Here is a 19,296-nt window from a genome sequence, read left to right on the forward strand (position 1 = left end):
GTTACGATGCCGATCCATTTAAAAATTTTGTTGTATGGTCATCACTTGATCACCACGTTTTATTTCTAATTTCACTTGACCTTCACGACGTGCCTGTTCAAGCAATTGTGCATCGCTTTGTCCTTGCCCGACGTTTTGCCCATTTAAAGACAAAATACGGTCACCTGGCTGTAAACCCAGTTTATTTCTTAAAGCGGCTGGCGTACGTGTAGTCACTTCATAACCATTGCCCGTATTTGCTTCAACACCCATCTCTTTTAAGTATTGTTCGCGATCTTCCTGTATGCGCTGTACTGCCTGTCCAATGGCATTATTCGGTTGTGCGGACTGCGTAGGTGCAGTTACAGGAGCTTGATTACCACTTGGAATTAAAGGTGCGATAGGTTGATTTAAACCATTTTCAATACCTTTAAACAATACTTCACGCGTCGCGCCACTGCTATGACGTAAAATCACCCGATCCCAGTAGACTTCTGCCAATTGGTACTGACTCAAATCAATCACATCACCCACACGGTAACGCTCTGCCACCTCATTCACTTTAATGACCGCAGAAGAAAACTGACTCGGCTGCCCAACCACTACACCTTGCAAAGTCATATTTAATTGATCATCGGCAGTGTTGCTGCGCCCAAGTTCTTGAAACAATGCAAAGGAGGTAATATTCGGGATTTGTGGTTGCTGTGAACCCAACTCCACCCGATCAATTTGCATGACTTGGGGCGGCGCAACAACCCACCAAAATAAACTCGCCAGTTTCCAACACAGATACAAAATCAAAAAAGCTAAAAATACTGGCGCAGCACGATCAAACTGCTTCCAGTGCAAATTCCCTAATCGTTCAGAGAGTGTACGCATTAGAAACCTCCTTTTAATAGAGGTTGGCGAGTGCTGATCACATAGGTATCTAAGCCCGCTTTGCCTTCATAAGAGGCGATATTCATCAATAAGCGTTGCGTGAGTTGCACATCTAGCATCAAACTTTGATCAAGCGCAATATTCAGCATTTTTTGTTCACGTTGATCGCGAATATCAAATAACAGTTTGCCATTTTCATCGGACAAACTGCCTTTTAACGCAGGGATATTCATACGGTCTTGGCGCTGAGCAAAACGATACAGCAATTCGCCACCCGCCCACTGCAGTTGTCCTTTGGCTTTGGTGAAGCCTTGCTGTTTTTTAAAATTCAAATGAATGTCTTTGAGTTGAATCGCATTACTTGGCCACTGCCAATCCACAATACTTTTTAAGGTTTCTGGCGCAACTTGCCCATCTAAAGATTGCACCAAGACGCTACCAAAACGATAGCCAACAATGCCTTCGAGTTTAGTATTACCACTGTGTACTTCAACATCGGCAGCGACACGCAATAAAACCAAATCTAAAGGACGTGTATTCCAACTTAAAGAACCACGTAACTGTCCATTGTGCCAATCGGCTTGTCCCTTCCAGATATTGCCACTCACATTATGTAAGGTCTGATTATTTTTATAAAATTTTGAAATTAACCACGCTGCTGGAATTTGTAATAACACAAAAAACAAAGATGCAATGAGGGCGAAAATCCACCACGTGATGTATTTGGGTTTCTTTATCATGCCACCACGACCAACCTTACTAATTTTTCTATGAATGACTTTTTATAACACTCACACATTATGCACACTTTTTCGGCGTCGCCAATTGATACAGATAAAAAACCAAGCCGTATTGCTTGGTTTTTGAACTCTAAGTCAAATCAATGACAAATTGATGAAGCTTAGATTAGAAAATCTTCAAGTTTTGCACCTTTTTCTAATTCAGCGACTAACCAGCGTGGTTTTTTACCACGACCAGTCCAAGTATCTGTAGAATTGATTTTGCTACGATAACGTGGCGCTACAGTTTTACGTGGGCTTTTCTTACGCTTGCTTTCGCCAACTTCCAAAATCTGCTCAATGCTTAAACCCAAATTGTCTGCAATCGCTAAAATTTGATTATAGGCATCTTCAATTGCTTGATCTTTTTTCGTGGCAATTAATGCTTCCGCTTCAGCTTGTAAACGCTTTAACTGTTCTACAGACAAATTGCTAATATCAGGCATCATACTTACTCCAAAAACTATGCTTTTTATATTCAGTTATTAAATTAAGCAGATTCATTCTATTTTTATCAAACCGAAGCGTCAATAAAAAATCTACTACTCTACATATAAATAACAGTCGGACATATTATGAACTGATTATTAAGATTTAATCAAGAATATGCGGTACGGTTTTTTCTATTTTATGAATACCCGCGCGTACATTTTCAGGGATTAAGGTTTTTTGCATATTGACGCGATCTACACATACAATCACCGCATCTGCCTCTGCCACCACCATTTGCTGTGCTTCACTGTGGATTAAATAATGCATACGCATGGCACTATTACGCAATTCTTCTACCCGAACGCCAATTTTTAAAATATCAGGATAAACCACAGGACGTATATATTTGCACTGATTTGAGGCAATCACAGTCAAAACATCTTGCTGTAAAATTTTTAAATGGTCTAAATAATATAAACGCGCACTTTCAATATAACGGTAATAGATCACATTATTGACATGCCCAAAAGCATCCATATCTCCCCATGCAACACGCTGCTCAAAAACAATTGGATAATCTGCTAGTGTTAACACAACTCACCCTTAAATTTTAATTTCGACAAAATTAGAATTATTTTCAAAGATTAAATTTAACTGTTTTAATAATTCAGGCTGATCTTTTAAATTAGATTTAACTCTTAAATAACTCATTAATACGTGTTCAGGATATAAATCCAGTAATTGCTCGGCTTCTGAATAACGCGCTGTTGCTGTAAAAATATGCCATTTGGCAAAACTAAATACAGGTAATGCAGGGTATTTCTGTTCCCACAGATTTATTTGCTTTTCAATTTTGGCATAATCAGGTTGTTGTTTTAACAACTGCTGTTGGAACCATAAATAAAACACTTCCTGATTAAACTGTTCACTCAACATCTGTACCGCAAGACGTTCATGTTGTGCGGCCAAATCAGGCAGACGCGACAATAACTTCAACCACAACACCTGAATGGCATAAGACTGACTGAAAATCTGCTCACTTAAATCACTATAACGCTGCTGCAAAGCCTGTAAATTTTCTGCATCAGCCTGCTCAAATTGGGTTAATAACTCAGTCAGCCACTTTTGCTTGGTGTCTGCATCTAAATGCCCGTATTTGGTCGAACGTAAATAATGCCAAGGATATTGCGTGGCAAATTCGCCCCACAAGGCAATTAGACGCTTTTGATAAGCCGTTTTGACTTTAAATAACCACGGCGATAATTCGTGCTGATTCAAAAACTCTAAATGCGTCAAAGCTTGTTCAGGTTGTTGCTGCGCCAAATAAATTTCAATACGCTGTATTTCTGCCAACTCAAACGCCATAGAACTGCTTTGATTTAAAGCAGCCAATGCTTGCGGATATTGCTGTTGAATGGAGTACATACGTGCTTCCATCACCCCTTTCAGCAAGCCTGACTGGGCAAACACCTGTCGAATAAATTGGTGTTGATCTTCTGCAGCATCTAGCAACCAAATGACCGCCAATTGCTCATATGGATGCAGATTTTTAAAGTTAAATACTGTTTCAACCTTACGCTGTTCACGGCTAAAATAGCGCTTTAACAACAACCATAAAATTTGTAGCGAAACACTAATCGACAAGAAAAAGAACAACAACAACCAAATATTGGTTTGTAATTGCCATTCGCGCCAATACACATAAACATAGCCTGAACCATACCCATAACTCAGTACGCTCAGCAAAGCGACCAGTACAATACTGACCACCACATAGGCGAGTAAAATCTGTTTCATTTATACCGCCCCCAATAAAGCACGTGTTTTTAAACTCGGCGTTGGAACGATATTTAATTTTTTAATTTTTTCTAATTGCTGAACCAATTGTTGTGCTTTCTGATCAGGCAATTGTTGTAATAACTGAATAATGTCATTCACTTCTTGTTGATATTGCACATATTGACCTTGCATAAAGACTTGTCGAGCCAGCAATAGACGCAATTGTGCTTCTTTTAAAATAATCTGGCGCTGCATCAACTGTGTCGCAGGTTGCTTGGCAGATTCAATACTCAGCCATTTTTGCCAAAAATAACGATCATCGACATCGGCAGGGTTCAGCTCAGGTTGTTGAGCTTGCTGTTTTAATTGTTGATCTAATTGCTGCAATAACTGACTTACTTGTTGATATTGCGCATCACGTGTTGTTATAAATTGTTGAATTTGTTTCTGATCTTGCTGAACAACTTGGTGCAAACTTTGTTTCAAAGCAGGAGCTAAAGCATATTCGTTTAACTCACGGTCTAAATGAGCTAGCTTTTCAGTCGCATAGTGAAACTGTTGTTGTTGTAAGGAAAATTCCACCAAGTCCAATTGCTGCGCCACCATATCTACTGGTTGAATCGCATCTTCTTGCTGCACAGCGCTGGATACTGCGGACTGTTCTGGCGCATCTTGGGTATAATTACGGCGCTGCAAAGCCACCAACTGATCATTTAAATTGGCATTGGTTTTTTCTGCAAGATGCAAATTTTGACTGAGTTGCTGTTGTTGCGCTGAAATTTGCATCACATCAAAACTTAATTTGACGATCCAGACCAAAGCGATCAACACCACTATCACAACCAGTTTTTTCATAGTTTTCCTTGCATGCGCATCATTTGCTGCAATATTAATTCTGTTTTTAAATGGGTCAACTTGAATACGTTATATTTTGTATGATGCTGCGTTTGATAATCGAGCAAAATTTTCTCTAAACGATCACCCAATACCCAATAATGACCTTTGTTCAGTAGATCGAAATCCCGCTGAATTAAGCTTAGCCAGTTTAACCAACTGGCTTCACTGCTGATCATCATGATAAATTCTGAAGATTGTATTAAACGCGCGCGTACTGCCTGCATTTTTTCAATAGAACTGGCAGGACACTCCCGCCGATACAACACAAAATTATGGATCTGCATCCCCTGATCAAGCAGCGTTTGCATCATGAATTGCCGCCCACCCTCTCCACGCCAAAAGGCAATTTGTGTGCCGACTTTCAAATTTTGTAAACACGGCAAACTCAGCATCCCTTCGGAAGTTTCAACCTGCGGGACTTCACTGTGAAGACCATATCCACTTAAAACTTCTGCAGTTTTTTCGCCCACAGCCACCCAACGTATACGTTGCAAGTCCTGCAATGATATTTGGCTTTGGGCTAAATATTGCATCCCAATATCGACAGCAGTAGGACTAACCACCACAATGATATGCGTGTTAGGCAACTGGTCATATAAATTAGCCAGCTGCTCCGACCACGGCTGTGCAGAAAGCTGCAACAAGGGCAAATCAATGACTTCAATGTGTTGTTGCTGCAAAGCCTGAGTTAAGGCCTCTGCACGATCTTGAGGTCGGGTATTAATGAAGAGCATAGGCTTTTGACGCAATATGGACTATTGATACAAGGCTTTGAGCAATTCACCCGCACCTTGTGCCAATAAAGCTTTTGCCAATTCTTCACCTAGCATTTCAGCCTGTTCAGGTGCGCCATATTGCACAGCTTTAAGAATGGTTTGCCCATCGACACTACCAACACGACCTTCAATCTGCAACTGACCATTCTGCAAAGTTGCGTAGCCTGCAATTGGCACCTGACAACCACCTTCCAAATAGGCATTAAAGGCACGTTCCGCACGTACACACACATTGGTGTCTGCATCCATCAACGGTAAAATCAAATCCAATACCGCCTGATCTTGGCTACGACACTCCAAACCTAAAGCGCCTTGCCCAACAGCAGGTAAGCTCAGATCAGGCTGAATAGTATGACGAATACGCTGCTCCAAACCTAAACGTTTCAAACCTGCACTGGCCAAAATAATGGCATCATATTGACCATCATCCAGTTTAGATAAACGTGTTCCCACATTGCCGCGTAAATCTATAATTTCTATATCTGGGCGCGCTTTCAAAATTTGGCATTTACGGCGCAAGCTTGAAGTTCCAACTTTAGCGCCCTGTGGTAAATCTGCAAAACTGGCATAGTGATTCGATACAAAGGCATCAAGCGGGTCTTCACGCTCACAAATGACCGCCAAGCTCAAACCTTCAGGCAATGCCATGGGTACATCTTTCATAGAGTGTACGGCTAAATCGGCACGACCATCCATTAAGGCGGCTTCTAATTCTTTGACAAATAAGCCCTTCCCCCCAATTTTTGCCAATGGGGTATCTAAAATTTTATCGCCCTGCGTGACAAAGGTCACCAACTCAACAGTTAAATCGGCATGCATCGCCTCTAAGCGGGCACGAATGTGTTCAGCCTGCCATAACGCAAGCGGGCTTTGTCGAGTTGCAATTTTCAGGGTTTTCATCATAGTGGCTAAGCAAGATAAATAAGTTCATCTAAACTTAACCTGATCCCCTAAAAATGCAAGTCTATTTCTTTACCGATTTATCAATCTGTTGCGTATTCATCTGCGATGATGCTGACAAATTAGAGTTTTTGGATGCGTTCTCGCAATAAAGGCAAATGTCGTCGGCTAACAGCCAAACGCTCATCTAGCTCACGGCAACGTACCTGATACTGTCCTGAATTGACCACTTCTAGCCCCTCCAAAAACTGAATCGAGACCAAGGCATTTCGGTGAATCCGAATAAACTGATCACCAAACTCGGTTTCTAAATCTTTCAGCGTTTCATCAATCAGGACACTGCCATTTTTATGACGCACAGTGACATATTTCTGATCAGCTAAAAAATAGTAGATATTTTCTATTGGCACCAATTCTACACCGCGATAGGTTTTCGCCGCGATTTGGTGACGTTTTATTTTTAATTCGTCCATATTTTCTTTTTGTTTTAAATGACTCATCTGCGCTTGCGTGAGTTTTGTTAAATGATCTAAAACCTGTTGCAATTCCTGTTGCATTATCGGTTTTAACAAATAGCCTTCCGCATTGGATTTAAACGCATCAAGTGCGTGTTCATCATAAGCGGTACAAAACACAATGGCTGGCATAGGATCAAGCTCACGCAAATGTTGAGCACAACTTAGACCATCCATTCCCGGCATTTGAATATCTAATAATATGACATCCGGCTGATGTTCATCCGCCAGTTCAATCGCCTGTTGCCCATGAGCTGCCGTTGCCACCACATGATGCCCCAGTTGAGTGACCAAACGTGATAATCGCTCTCTAGCTAGAGGCTCATCATCACAAATTAGGATGTCCATTTTTCCTCCTTTTTAAGTCAATAACTTTATTTTTATCAAGTCTAGAAAAATCAGAGCAATCACAGCTTATTTTATTTATAACGGTATTGCAGCACCGTGGTGTACATACCATTCCCCGCATAATTTTTGAAAGTAACACTGCGCCCATAATACGCTTTTAAGCGCTGTTCCACGTTTTGCAGTGCAATCCCATGTCCAGATCTTAAATTTATTTTATCGCTGACATACGGATTTGTAATGACAATATTGACTTGGTTTTGCAATATTTCGATCAATATACTTATCGTACTCTTTGCTAAAACTTTTTCAACTCCATGAAAAATACTATTTTCTAGCAAGGGTTGTAAAGTTAATAACGGAATTTGTACCTGACTGAGCAGTTGCGGTTGTTCAATTTTCCATTCTACCGCCAACCGATCACCCAAACGAATTTGTTCAATCTCTAAATATCGCTGGCAAAGTTCAATCTCATCTTTCAGGCTCACCAGTTTTAATTCCTGCAAACTGGCACGGAATAAACGTGATAAATTCAGCAGCATCTGCTCGGCTTTATCGGGATCAATTGCAATTAGACTGATCACATTATTTAAGCTGTTAAACAAAAAGTGTGGATGAATACGGGCCTGCATAGCATGCACCCGCGCTTGCAATTCGCTATGCCGCTGCTGAATAGCTTGTTCTCGGACATAGATATAACGAAAACAAAACGCACCCAAAATCACACCATAACTCAAATGCAGTCCAATCCCATGCATGAGTTCAGCCAGACTAAACTGCTGTAAATGAAAATTTTGCCCAAAATGCAATAAGGTATTTAAACTGAGTGTCGTGACCAATACGATGGTTTGCAGCAAGATAAAACTCACCATAAACGATAGCGCCAAGCCCATGCGTAAAAAACGTGCCTGAAAAAATTCAACCAAAGCCGCAAAACACAATACCACCCAGTTGATATACAAAATATATTGCAGCACCCGAGTAAAACTTAAACCTTGCCAGCCCTGTGCTTCAGCCAAAGCCAAGACCATTGCCAAAGCATTACTGCCAATAAATAGTTCAATTAGATATTGCCAACGCCCTATTTTCGTAAAAAAATACACATAATTTTGTTCTGCCTGCGTATCAGCATAAGTTTGATTGGCTTGTTCTTCGGCAAGTGAATCTGAATTTGTTATACTCTTGTCCAAATCACCGCTTTTTACTTTATTGAGCCGATATGACCACATCTTCTAATTCCTCAAATCCGTCACAAGCCCAAACTTCGGGTATGTGGGGCGGTCGTTTCTCTGAAGCGACTGATGCTTTTGTTGCTGAATTTACAGCATCTGTTCAATTTGACCAACGCTTTTATAAACAAGATATTGCTGGCTCAATTGCACATGCAACGATGCTTGCCAAAGTAGGCGTACTTACGACTGAAGAGCGTGACGATATTATTCAAGGTTTAAATACCATTCAGGCTGAAATTGAAGCAGGTCAATTTGAATGGCGTATTGACCTTGAAGATGTCCACATGAACATCGAATCGCGCCTTACTCAGCGTATTGGCATTACAGGTAAAAAATTACACACTGGTCGTAGCCGTAACGACCAAGTGGCAACCGATATTCGTTTGTATGTCCGTGACGAAATTGATGCCATTTTAGAATTATTAAAAAAATTACAACACGGCATTTTGAGCTTGGCAGCCAAAAACACGCATACCATTATGCCTGGTTTTACCCATTTGCAAACCGCACAGCCTGTGACTTTTGGTCATCACCTTATGGCATGGTTCGAAATGTTGGTACGTGACTCTGAGCGTTTAATTGACTGCCGCAAACGTGTTAATCGTATGCCTTTGGGTTCTGCTGCTTTGGCAGGTACCACTTACCCAATTGACCGTGCTTTTACCGCAGAATTGTTGGGCTTTGAAGCTGTATCTGAAAACTCGTTAGATGCTGTATCAGACCGTGATTTCGGGATTGAGTTTAACGCTGCTGCATCTTTAATTATGATGCACTTGTCGCGTATGTCTGAAGAACTGATTTTATGGACATCGGCACAGTTCAAATTTGTGAATATTCCAGACCGTTTCTGCACTGGCTCATCCATTATGCCGCAGAAGAAAAACCCAGACGTACCAGAATTGGTGCGCGGTAAAACAGGTCGTGTTTATGGCGATTTAATGAGTCTGTTGACCCTGATGAAAGGTCAACCGCTTGCCTACAACAAAGACAACCAAGAAGACAAAGAACCTTTGTTTGATGCCATTGATACCGTGCGCGGCTCGCTCATGGCATTTGCCGATATGATTCCTGCTTTAGTACCAAACATTGCAGAAATGCGTGAAGCTGCATTACGTGGTTTCTCTACGGCAACTGACCTTGCAGATTACTTAGTAAAAAATGGCGTAGCATTCCGCGATGCACATGAAATTGTAGGTAAAGCCGTAGCATTGGGCGTACAAGAAGGCAAAGACTTGTCTGAACTTAGCCTAGAACAATTACAGCAATTCTCAGATTTAATTCAAGCTGATGTATTTGAAAAAGCACTGACCCTTGAAGCCTCTGTAAATGCACGTGATCATATTGGCGGTACAGCGCCTGCACAAGTTGCAGCGGCAATTGAACGTGCTCAAACACGTCTTGCTCAACTTTATGCATAATCAGGAAGTGAGAGATGTCTAAACAAGTATTTTGTCGTAAATATCAAACCGACATGGAAGCGATGGATTTCGCTCCTTTTCCGGGTGCCAAAGGTCAAGAATTACTTGAAACGGTATCTAAACAGGCTTGGCAGGAATGGCTCAAACACCAAACTACGCTCATTAATGAAAAGCGTTTAAATGTGTTTGAACCTGAAGCGAAAAAGTTTTTGGAAGAACAACGTGAGAAGTTTCTCAACAATGATGCCAGTTTGGAAGTCGCAGAAGGCTTAAAACCTCAAAACTAATCCAAGTACTGTTTTTTCATTTTGGAAAATTCAAACCTTGTTTATTTTACAATTAAAAGAGTCTTTATGAAGGCTCTTTTTTTATGCCATTTGTGATTATGAGTTGCCGCAACAATGTTTTAAATAAATGAAAATAGATTCAAAAAATTAAGCTAATTTCCTATTTTTATTTCTCGATTGAAGCGTATATTTTATAGTCACAACAAAACACTTAACAATAGATTAATTATTGATTTCAAAAAGAATAGTTTTAAAAATAATCACACTAAAAATAATGTAATTTAAAAATACATTTGTATATAAAACGCTACATTCCACTACAATAAACCACATGATTCTTGAGTGTGATTTTCCTATACTTATTTTCAAGGAGATAAGCAATTATCTCTCACTATAATAAATATCCCCGATTTCAATCTCAGATTTCCCCCAAAGTCTGAGATTTTTTTTATCCAAAATTCAGGTTATTTCAAAATCTTAAAGATCAGCAAAAATCAAAAAGACTCATTCAAGCCATAAAAAAAAGCCCCATCATTAGATGAGGCTGAATATTCAAAAAAAAGCTGAACTTAGCGTTCCTGTACTTTTTCTTCAATTTCTTTGACGCTGGTATGACGTACGTCAAAACCTTTGACCATATAAATCACTTGTTCTGAAATATTTCGTGCGTGGTCACCAATACGCTCTAATGAACGTAACACCCACATTACATTAATCACACGTGAAATATGACGCGGATCTTCAATCATATACGTCATTAGAGTACGTGTTGCAGATTGATATTCACGGTCAATATCGGCATCGGCAAGTAAAACACGCAGTGCTTGATCGACATCTAAACGTGCAAAAGCATCCAGTGCATCGTGAATCATGACACGCACTTGGTTACCAATATGACGTGTTTCCATATAGCCGCGTGGCGAACCACCTTCTTCACATAAGTTTTGGGCAATACGGGCAATTTTTGCAGCTTCATCACCAATACGCTCTAAGTCAGTATTGGCTTTAGACATGGCAATCACCATACGCAAATCAATTGCGGCTGGATGACGACGCGCCAAAATCAACGTTAAGGCTTCATCAATTTCGGTTTCCATGCGATTGACAACATTGTCTTGGAACTGAACTTCTACCGCCAAGGCTGCATCGGTATCCAAGAGTGCGTGAATCGAGTTGGCAACCTGCTGCTCTACCAAACCACCCATGGCCATAAATTTGGTATTTACATCCTGCAAATCTTCATTGAACTGAGAAGAAATATGGTGACTTAACACAGGATTATTCGTACTCAAGGAATACACTCCACAACAAAAGGATAGACTGACGCAATGATTGAATATTAAAGCACAGCAATGATGACGTTTTTATGACATTTTCTCACCAAACTCTCAAGTCTGATCGTTTCTGTCTTTAAACAGCATAAGCCATTCAGATGACAAAATGACTTGGGTCTGTTGACATTTCGTCTATGTTTGCGGCAACGCATATTTTTTAGCTGATATAAGGCATGGGACAGGAAATTTAGTCATTCTAAATGACTGACTCATAAAGCAATAGTAGCAAAAATATGCTCGCCCCCTTGCGCAGCAAACAAAGCAACGCTTTGTTCTTGCTCATGTGGCTAAAACTTTCTCAGATTGCGTTATGAAACTTGGCAATAGTCTCGCTATTCCCTGCGTTTCATGCCTGATCTGCTCAGTTTTAGCCTACAGCGCAAGCCATTTATGAAATGTCAACAGACCCTATATGGCTTTCCGAATCAACCAAGCATTCATTTCCTGCACATCTTGTTCAGTCAATTGCCCAACGGCTGCTTTCAACTGTAACACATGCTTCAAATAGTCATACTGTGCATTGAGATAATCCTGCTTGGCAGAAAAGGCGTTACGCTGTGCCAACAGTACATCCACCATGGTTTTTAAACCTTCCTGATATTGCGCTTTGGATGCTCGTGCCACTAAATCTGCTGAATTCATTGCAGCCTGTCGCGCCTGCAATTTGGCTTGATCAGTTTCGACTTGTAAATATGCCTGTTTCACATCGGTATTGGCTTTACGGATTGCTGCATCTAGCTCGGCTTCAGATTTCTGTACCAAAACCACTGCTTTTTGCACATTTTTATTGACCCGCCCACCGCTAAACACATTCCAGTTCATTTCAATCCCGACCTGGTCGAACTGACCATCGGGCGACATGATACTTTCAGGGCTTTGTTTGGCATAACCATAACTGCCCACAGCTTCTACCTGCGGATAACGTGCTGCTTGTTCAACCCGACGTGCATCTTCGGCATATTGTCGCTGCAAACGTGCCTGTTGAATAGCCAAATTTTGAGTTTGTGCCAATTGCGACCATGCCTCTAAACTTTCAGGCACAGGTTTTTGAAATTGAAAGTCATCTCGCAAAACTGCCAAACTTTCTTGATATGGCCCAATCAATTGTGCCAACTGCTCTTGTGCCAAAACCAACTGCACATGTGTTCCAATCCTGTTCGCTCGTGCATTTTGATATTGCGCATTGGCTTCACTGACTTCACTTTTAGCCACCAAACCTTCACGCAGTTTGGCATTCATCATATTGAGCTGTTCCAACAAAGCTTTTTCTTCTTGTAAATATGCTGTTGTTAAAGACTGCTGTCTCAGCACATTAAAATACGCTTCTGATACATTCAAAATATGTTGCTGTTGTTGTAAACGTAAGGTGACTTCACTCAGGCTTAACGAGGTTTTGACTTGTTTCAGGGCTTGCCAAGCATCCCAACGAAATAAAGGCTGACGTGCTGTTAACGCGACTTGACGTGAAGTTGAAGATGAACTGCTTAAAAGCTCTGGCGAGGAACTGGCAATATTGACTCGACTCATTTCCTGACTTTTACGGGTGATATTGCCCGACAGAGTCACAGTTGGCAGTAAATTGCCTTGCGCAAGCCCTAAATTTAATTGATCGGCCTGATATTGTAATTGCTGTGCGCGCCAAGTCGGATCGCTATTTTGAGCACGCTGATAGGCTTGCATTAAATCCAAAGCAAAAGCACTTGAACTCATCCAACATAAGCATGTCACTAACATCATTTTTTTCATTATTTTTCGATCAACCCACTCTGTAATTTCGCCAATCCTACTGCAATGTATTTTACACTGCCCATACTAAAGCGAATTTGCATTTTTTTCGTATGACTTTCATTAATTTTGATAATTTTTCATATTATTTCAATTCATTGCAATACTTAAGCAAAGCCATACACGTGCTAACAATCACTGCATAAAGTGGCACTTACTCACAGGCATGTAACCAAACTCTAGCAGAATACTACAATTTACTCCGCGGCTTTGACTTTACAATGCAAGCTCTCCCTTTGTCCTTCGACCCAAGCTTCTAAAACCGTGTGTCTCACAGCGGATATTTTAAATTTAGAATTTTGGTATGAATGACTCATTTTGAATTTTTGGAATCCATAGTGCCTAAATGAAGGCACTAGATGATGAATGAATACTCATGTTGAATTGCTGTAATGGTTAAATTTCTTCGCACCAGTAAACTTGCCCTACTGCTTGGCAGTTGTCTGTGTTTGCTCGCCTGCCAAAATTCAGATACGCCTCCCGTAGCTGAACCACCAAAGGTACAGGCCAGTGCCAGCGAACCTGTAGATTTGACCCAAATGTGTGAAAACATTCAGCACAATATGCAGCAAATTGACAATACCCGCACCACGTTTGCGCTAGAACAAATTAATCAGGATTTAAAAGTTTGCCTACCGTTGCTACCTTTAAATGAGCAATTAAATTTACTCAATCTTTCGACCCAAATGTATCAACGCTTTTTGCATGTAGAACGCAGCGCTGCAGAACAAGCCGCTTTTGATCAACATGCTTTTGATATGGCGCAGCATCCGACCATTCAGCAAAGTCATTTTGAAAACTTTGCCTTGCGTGATCAATATTTATTGAAACATAAGGGACAAGCCTATTTAGAGCTATACGATGCAGGTGAAGCACAGTTGGTTTATCGTCGTAGCCCACAATACTTAGCCATTATTTTTGCGCCTTACATGCCCGATGCCGAGCAGATTTTTATTGAAAGAATGGCCAATGACAATATGCAGCACAGCTTGCGTGATGGTGGACTCACCCTTGATGCTGCCGATTTGGCAGAACGCGCCTTATTTTGGGAAGATTACGTGCAGCGTTATCCTAAAAGTCACTTTATACGGGATGCACGTTATCTAGCCGAAGTGTATGCCTTGCTGCTGTTTAAAGGCACAGTCAACAGTCCTGTTTCTCAGGATTATGTCGATGAATACAGTATCCAACCTGCCGTATTATTTGAAATTAAAAAACTGGCAAAGTTGCAAAAATCTCCCTTAGCACAGCAAGCGCGTAAATTCCTTGCCTTTTTACACATGAGCAGTGAACAACGACTCACTGAAATTGCAGCACAGCCCACTGCACGTGAACAGCGTGAATATGGCGATGATGCTTTAGTACATGCACAGTTGCATCAATATTTAAATTTAAAGAACATCTCCATCCATGCAAAACGCGATTGTTTTAGTGATGCCGTTTGTATTACTCGCTAATTATCCAAAGTCGCTTAAAGCTCAAATACTTGTCATTAGGCATCAAAGAATAAAAGCCGCGCGAAGCCTGCTTTTATACCAACAACGTGCTACTATTTATACAGCTTGACGGAGCGCGAGTAATTCCTCGCTGAGATTGTGTCCATGCTGAGTTTGTAGCCTAAAATCTGCAAACCAAGCTGTAAACCCAAGTACCGTTGAACCTGATCAGGTTAAAACCTGCGTAGGAATCAAGCCACCTAAAAACCCAGCCACACGGTTAATGTTGAACTATTAAAGTCTCAACAACTCAATTGCAATGTTTTTGGTCGTGCTTGATTCGTTGATTTCATTCTTCAGGATCATTGCAATGAACCAATTAACGAATCTATCCCCTGCTGACATTTCTGCTCAACACGAGCAAGATGCCAAAGATTTAACCCGCATTTTGCCAGCATCGAAAAAAGTCTATATTCAAGGCTCACGCCCAGACATTCAGGTGCCAATGCGTGAAATCGAACTGACCGACACCCCAACAGGCTTAGGCGGTGAGCACAATCCGCCGCTCATGGTGTATGACACTTCTGGTGTGTATACCGATCCAAATGTAGAAATTGATCTGAATAAAGGCTTGCCGAACATCCGCGACAGTTGGATTGAAGAGCGCCAAGACACCGAAAAACTAGAAACCCTCAGCTCGGCATTTGGTCAAGAGCGTTTACGCGATATTCGCACTGCAGAGATTCGTTTTGCCCATATTCAAAAGCCACGTCGTGCCAAAGTTGGTAAAAACGTCACCCAAATGCACTATGCCAAACAAGGCATCATCACCCCTGAAATGGAATATATCGCCATTCGTGAAAACCAACGCCAACGCGAAGGTGTCGATATGCGTCAGCATTCGGGGCAAAACTTTGGAGCTAAAAATCTAACTGAAATCACGCCTGAATTTGTACGTCAGGAAGTGGCTGAAGGTCGTGCAATTATTCCTGCCAACATTAACCACCCAGAATGTGAGCCAATGATTATTGGTCGCAACTTCTTGGTCAAAATCAATGCCAATATTGGTAACTCGGCACTAGGTTCAAGTATTGATGAAGAAGTCGCGAAAATGACTTGGGCGACCCGTTGGGGCGCAGATACCATCATGGATTTATCGACAGGTAAAAACATCCATGAAACCCGTGAATGGATTATCCGCAACTCGCCTGTGCCAATTGGTACTGTACCTATTTATCAGGCACTAGAAAAAGTAAACGGCATTGCCGAAGACCTCACTTGGGAAATCTTTAAAGACACGCTGATTGAACAGGCTGAACAAGGTGTGGATTACTTCACCATTCACGCAGGCGTGTTATTGCGTTATGTACCACTCACGGCCAATCGCTTAACAGGTATTGTATCGCGTGGCGGTTCAATCATGGCGCAATGGTGTTTGGCGCATCATGAAGAAAACTTCCTTTACACACACTTTGATGAAATCTGCGAAATCATGAAAGCTTACGATGTATCGTTCAGCTTAGGTGATGGTTTACGTCCGGGTTGTATTCAAGATGCCAACGATGAAGCACAATTCAGCGAACTGCGAACTTTGGGTGAATTGACTCACCGCGCTTGGGAACATGATGTGCAAGTGATGATTGAAGGCCCGGGGCACGTACCAATGCACATGGTCAAAGAAAATATGGACTTGCAACTTGAAGTCTGTAAAGAAGCACCATTCTATACACTCGGCCCATTAACCACGGATATTGCACCAGGTTATGACCATATTACTTCTGCAATTGGTGCAGCGATGATTGGTTGGTACGGTACTGCAATGTTGTGCTATGTGACACCTAAAGAGCACTTAGGCTTACCGAACAAAAAAGACGTCAAAGACGGCATCATCACCTATAAAATTGCAGCACATGCGGCTGACCTTGCCAAAGGACATCCGGGCGCGCAAGCACGTGACAATGCCTTATCTAAAGCACGTTTTGAATTCCGCTGGGAAGATCAGTTTAACCTGAGCCTTGACCCAGATACCGCACGCAGCATGCATGATGAAACCATGCCAAAAGAAGCGCATAAATCTGCACACTTCTGTTCAATGTGCGGACCAAAGTTCTGTTCGATGAAAATCACGCAAAACGTGAGAGATTATGCACAAAATCAAAATGCTGCGAACAAAACGGAGCAAGTAGATGCAGAGGTCGAATCAGGTCTCAAAGCCATGAAAACCGCTTATCAGGAACATGGTCAAAAATTATACTATAAGCTCTAATTTGTTTAAAAAGCGTTTGTATTCAATAAAATCTCAGTTAGGATGAAATTATGCTTTGCTCATCCTGATGAGAATTTATGAAGATTATTCAACAAGCAACTTATGGACAACACGATGCACAGATTCACCAACGTGAATACCTGTATCGTGGTTTTATTCAGGTTGAAAAAGTCAGCCTGAGCCATCGCTTGTTTAATCAAACTACATATACCCCAGTCCTTCAGCGTGAACTCATTCAACGCCCTGAAGCGGCTGGGGTACTCATTTATGATGCACCACAACAAAAATTTGCCCTGATTGAACAATTCCGTATTGGTGCAATTGATGATTGCGACTCGCCTTGGCAACTCGAAGTGATTGCAGGCGTGCTAGATGGCAATGAATCACCTGAAAGTTGCATTCGTCGTGAAGCTTTGGAAGAATCGGGCTGTGAATTAAAAGAATTACAACATTTATTCAGTTTTTATCCATCTGCGGGTGCATGCGCAGAATTGTTCCACTTATATAGTGCGAGCACCACGTTACCACAGGAAGGTGGCGTGTTTGGTATGCCAGATGAAGGAGAGAATATTCAATTACACATTCTTGATTATCAGGAAATTCCAAACTTGCTGACCAATGGTCGGCTAAAAAACGCACCTGTCATCATGGCATTGCAATGGTTACAACAACAAATTAAAACCGTGAAGGATGTCTAAGGGGTCAGGCATGACTTTATTCTCAAACAATCACCAGCAACGCTGGACAATTGTACAAATTTCAGATACGCACCTCATGAATCAGGAAGATTTAGAGTTTGTGCACATGAATCCTGAACGCAGCTTTCACGCGGTAATGCACGATATTCAACAGCAATATCCGCAGCTCGATGCTATTTTCCATACAGGCGATTTAGCACAAATCCCTGTTGCTGAAACCTATCAGCGTTATTTGCAGTTTATGCAGACTTTGAATACGCCGCATTTCCAGATTCCGGGCAATCATGATGATGCCGCGGTTTTTCCATTCCATTTACAGTCCAATCAAGTTCATGCAATTGAGTTGGGCAATTGGAGTGTCATTTTACTGAATACTGCGGTTAAAGGTCGGATTGATGGCTGGATGGACGCAGCACAATTACAGCAGTTAGATCAGCTTTTACAGCAACATGCGCAGCAGCAGGTGATTATTGCCTGTCATCACCATCCTTTTGATATGCAATCGCACTGGATAGATCAGCACAAACTTAAAAATACCGAAGCCTTAATTGATGTATTGGCACGCCACAACAATGTCAAATTGGTGCTGTGTGGGCATGTGCATCAAGACTCATTAAATGAATGGCAAGGGATTCAATTTTACTCGACCCCATCGACCTGCGTGCAATTTAAACCACATAGCCAGCACTTTGCGCTTGGGCCTGAGGCACCGGGTTACCGTGTGTTACATTTGAATGCAGATGGCAGTTTTAGCACCCAAGTGCATCGGGTTGAGCATGTCACACAACAAATAAATTTTGAAATTTCAGGTTATTAACTTTCCATTTTATTTTTTTTGCTTTACTTTATGCCTTCAACGAAAAAATGCGATAACACATCCAAACATCAAAGACTATCCATAATCAAAAAAAGTCTATATGATGACGTCCCCCGAAGAGAGAATTCTTTCTGAGGGAGTGGATAAAAACACTTGCATATCACCATATTTTTCGCGTATGAATCTTACGCATATGATGAGGAATGCCCTACATGGCGAATGACAACCAAAATCAAGTCTTGGACGAACAAACAGATCTTGTAGAAGAAAAAGCTACAAAACGCGTGCGTAAGGCAAAGCCAAAGGCTTTAGAGGGTGGTTCTACAGCTAGCTTATTTGGTATTGCACCTTATCAGCCGAAAAAGAATGAAGAATACATGTCTGAAGGACAACTCGAACATTTCCGTCAAATTTTAATGGCGTGGAAAGAAGAGTTAATGTCAGAAGTAGATCGTACACTCAACACCATGCAAGACGAAAATACCGCTTTGCCTGATGTGAATGACCGCGCGACACAAGAAGAAGAATTTGCGATTGAATTACGTACCCGTGACCGTGAACGTAAATTGATTCGTAAAATTGAACAATCCATTGAAGCGATTAAAAACGATGACTATGGTTTCTGTGAAACTTGTGGTATCGAAATTGGTCTGCGTCGTTTAGAAGCACGCCCAACGGCAACGTTATGTATTGACTGCAAAACTTTGGCAGAGATCAAAGAGAAGCAAAATAACGGTTAATT

Annotated in this window: 19 protein-coding genes and 1 riboswitch; of the genes, 7 read left to right on the forward strand and 12 right to left on the reverse strand. The window is 41.3% G+C overall.

Annotated features, from left to right (window positions below; genetic code table 11):
* Positions 1-18 precede the first annotated feature (18 nt).
* The 10 genes from E0H79_RS04605 to E0H79_RS04650 all read right to left on the reverse strand — a co-directional run bounded on the left by E0H79_RS04605 (position 19) and on the right by E0H79_RS04650 (position 8,510).
* A complete protein-coding gene (locus tag E0H79_RS04605; protein ID WP_004975757.1) occupies positions 19-858 on the reverse strand; it encodes a type II secretion system protein N in 840 nt (279 codons plus the stop codon).
* Positions 858-1,598: a type II secretion system protein N gene (gene gspN / locus E0H79_RS04610; RefSeq protein ID WP_131260974.1), complete on the reverse strand. Its 741-nt coding sequence runs from the start codon at positions 1,596-1,598 to the stop codon at positions 858-860. Before gspN ends, E0H79_RS04605 begins: the two co-directional genes overlap by 1 nt.
* 161 nt (positions 1,599-1,759) lie before the next feature.
* Positions 1,760-2,086, reverse strand: coding sequence for an H-NS family nucleoid-associated regulatory protein (locus E0H79_RS04615; protein ID WP_004975751.1), 327 nt, complete (start codon positions 2,084-2,086; stop codon positions 1,760-1,762).
* A gap of 145 nt (positions 2,087-2,231) precedes the next feature.
* Positions 2,232-2,663 carry an acyl-CoA thioesterase gene (locus E0H79_RS04620; protein ID WP_004975749.1) on the reverse strand — a complete coding sequence of 144 codons (432 nt, stop codon included), beginning with the start codon at positions 2,661-2,663 and terminating at the stop codon, positions 2,232-2,234.
* A gap of 9 nt (positions 2,664-2,672) precedes the next feature.
* The gene (locus E0H79_RS04625) at positions 2,673-3,866 is read right to left on the reverse strand and encodes a heme biosynthesis protein HemY (protein WP_131260976.1); all 1,194 of its coding nucleotides are present in this window, start codon (positions 3,864-3,866) and stop codon (positions 2,673-2,675) included.
* Positions 3,867-4,703, reverse strand: coding sequence for a hypothetical protein (locus E0H79_RS04630; RefSeq protein WP_131260979.1), 837 nt, complete (start codon positions 4,701-4,703; stop codon positions 3,867-3,869).
* Positions 4,700-5,479 (reverse strand): uroporphyrinogen-III synthase, encoded by a 780-nt coding sequence (locus E0H79_RS04635; protein WP_131260981.1) that lies wholly within the window; start codon positions 5,477-5,479, stop codon positions 4,700-4,702. Before E0H79_RS04635 ends, E0H79_RS04630 begins: the two co-directional genes overlap by 4 nt.
* Before the next feature lie 21 nt (positions 5,480-5,500).
* Positions 5,501-6,421 (reverse strand): hydroxymethylbilane synthase, encoded by a 921-nt coding sequence (hemC, locus tag E0H79_RS04640; protein WP_131261008.1) that lies wholly within the window; start codon positions 6,419-6,421, stop codon positions 5,501-5,503.
* A gap of 122 nt (positions 6,422-6,543) precedes the next feature.
* The gene (locus tag E0H79_RS04645) at positions 6,544-7,284 is read right to left on the reverse strand and encodes a LytR/AlgR family response regulator transcription factor (RefSeq protein WP_104852924.1); all 741 of its coding nucleotides are present in this window, start codon (positions 7,282-7,284) and stop codon (positions 6,544-6,546) included.
* 71 nt (positions 7,285-7,355) lie between these two features.
* Positions 7,356-8,510: a sensor histidine kinase gene (locus E0H79_RS04650; protein WP_131260983.1), complete on the reverse strand. Its 1,155-nt coding sequence runs from the start codon at positions 8,508-8,510 to the stop codon at positions 7,356-7,358.
* On the opposite strand from E0H79_RS04650, the gene argH reads away from it, so the two are divergent.
* Both argH and E0H79_RS04660 read left to right on the forward strand, forming a co-directional pair.
* Positions 8,501-9,931 (forward strand): argininosuccinate lyase, encoded by a 1,431-nt coding sequence (argH, locus tag E0H79_RS04655; protein WP_171458207.1) that lies wholly within the window; start codon positions 8,501-8,503, stop codon positions 9,929-9,931. The two genes, E0H79_RS04650 and argH, sit on opposite strands and share 10 nt — an antisense overlap.
* A gap of 14 nt (positions 9,932-9,945) precedes the next feature.
* On the forward strand, positions 9,946-10,218 hold the full coding sequence (locus tag E0H79_RS04660) for an oxidative damage protection protein (RefSeq protein WP_004975738.1): 273 nt from the start codon (positions 9,946-9,948) through the stop codon (positions 10,216-10,218).
* Between the two features lie 569 nt (positions 10,219-10,787).
* On the opposite strand, the gene phoU is transcribed toward E0H79_RS04660, so the two are convergent.
* Positions 10,788-11,510 (reverse strand): phosphate signaling complex protein PhoU, encoded by a 723-nt coding sequence (gene phoU, locus E0H79_RS04665; protein ID WP_004975736.1) that lies wholly within the window; start codon positions 11,508-11,510, stop codon positions 10,788-10,790.
* A 450-nt stretch (positions 11,511-11,960) separates the two neighbouring features.
* Positions 11,961-13,298 carry a TolC family outer membrane protein gene (locus tag E0H79_RS04670; protein WP_104852922.1) on the reverse strand — a complete coding sequence of 446 codons (1,338 nt, stop codon included), beginning with the start codon at positions 13,296-13,298 and terminating at the stop codon, positions 11,961-11,963.
* A gap of 431 nt (positions 13,299-13,729) precedes the next feature.
* Here E0H79_RS04670 and E0H79_RS04675 point away from each other — a divergent pair, with 431 nt between their 5' ends.
* From E0H79_RS04675 to dksA, 5 genes are all read left to right on the forward strand, one after another.
* Positions 13,730-14,794, forward strand: coding sequence for a hypothetical protein (locus E0H79_RS04675; protein WP_131260985.1), 1,065 nt, complete (start codon positions 13,730-13,732; stop codon positions 14,792-14,794).
* A 99-nt stretch (positions 14,795-14,893) separates the two neighbouring features.
* A riboswitch (TPP riboswitch) is annotated at positions 14,894-15,041 on the forward strand.
* Positions 15,042-15,143: 102 nt separating this feature from the next.
* Complete coding sequence (thiC, locus tag E0H79_RS04680; protein ID WP_131260987.1) at positions 15,144-17,039, forward strand: phosphomethylpyrimidine synthase ThiC; 1,896 nt, start codon at positions 15,144-15,146, stop codon at positions 17,037-17,039.
* 77 nt (positions 17,040-17,116) lie between these two features.
* Positions 17,117-17,737 (forward strand): NUDIX domain-containing protein, encoded by a 621-nt coding sequence (locus E0H79_RS04685; RefSeq protein ID WP_004975729.1) that lies wholly within the window; start codon positions 17,117-17,119, stop codon positions 17,735-17,737.
* A gap of 10 nt (positions 17,738-17,747) precedes the next feature.
* Positions 17,748-18,554 carry a 3',5'-cyclic-AMP phosphodiesterase gene (gene cpdA, locus E0H79_RS04690; RefSeq protein ID WP_004975727.1) on the forward strand — a complete coding sequence of 269 codons (807 nt, stop codon included), beginning with the start codon at positions 17,748-17,750 and terminating at the stop codon, positions 18,552-18,554.
* A 212-nt stretch (positions 18,555-18,766) separates the two neighbouring features.
* Positions 18,767-19,294, forward strand: a complete 528-nt coding sequence (dksA, locus tag E0H79_RS04695; RefSeq protein ID WP_004975725.1) for an RNA polymerase-binding protein DksA — start codon at positions 18,767-18,769, stop codon at positions 19,292-19,294.
* The last annotated feature ends 2 nt before the right edge of the window (positions 19,295-19,296 follow it).

Origin of the sequence: Acinetobacter sp. ANC 5045 (genome assembly GCF_004331005.1) — a bacterium.
GTDB classification, from domain to species: Bacteria; Pseudomonadota; Gammaproteobacteria; order Pseudomonadales; family Moraxellaceae; genus Acinetobacter; species Acinetobacter towneri.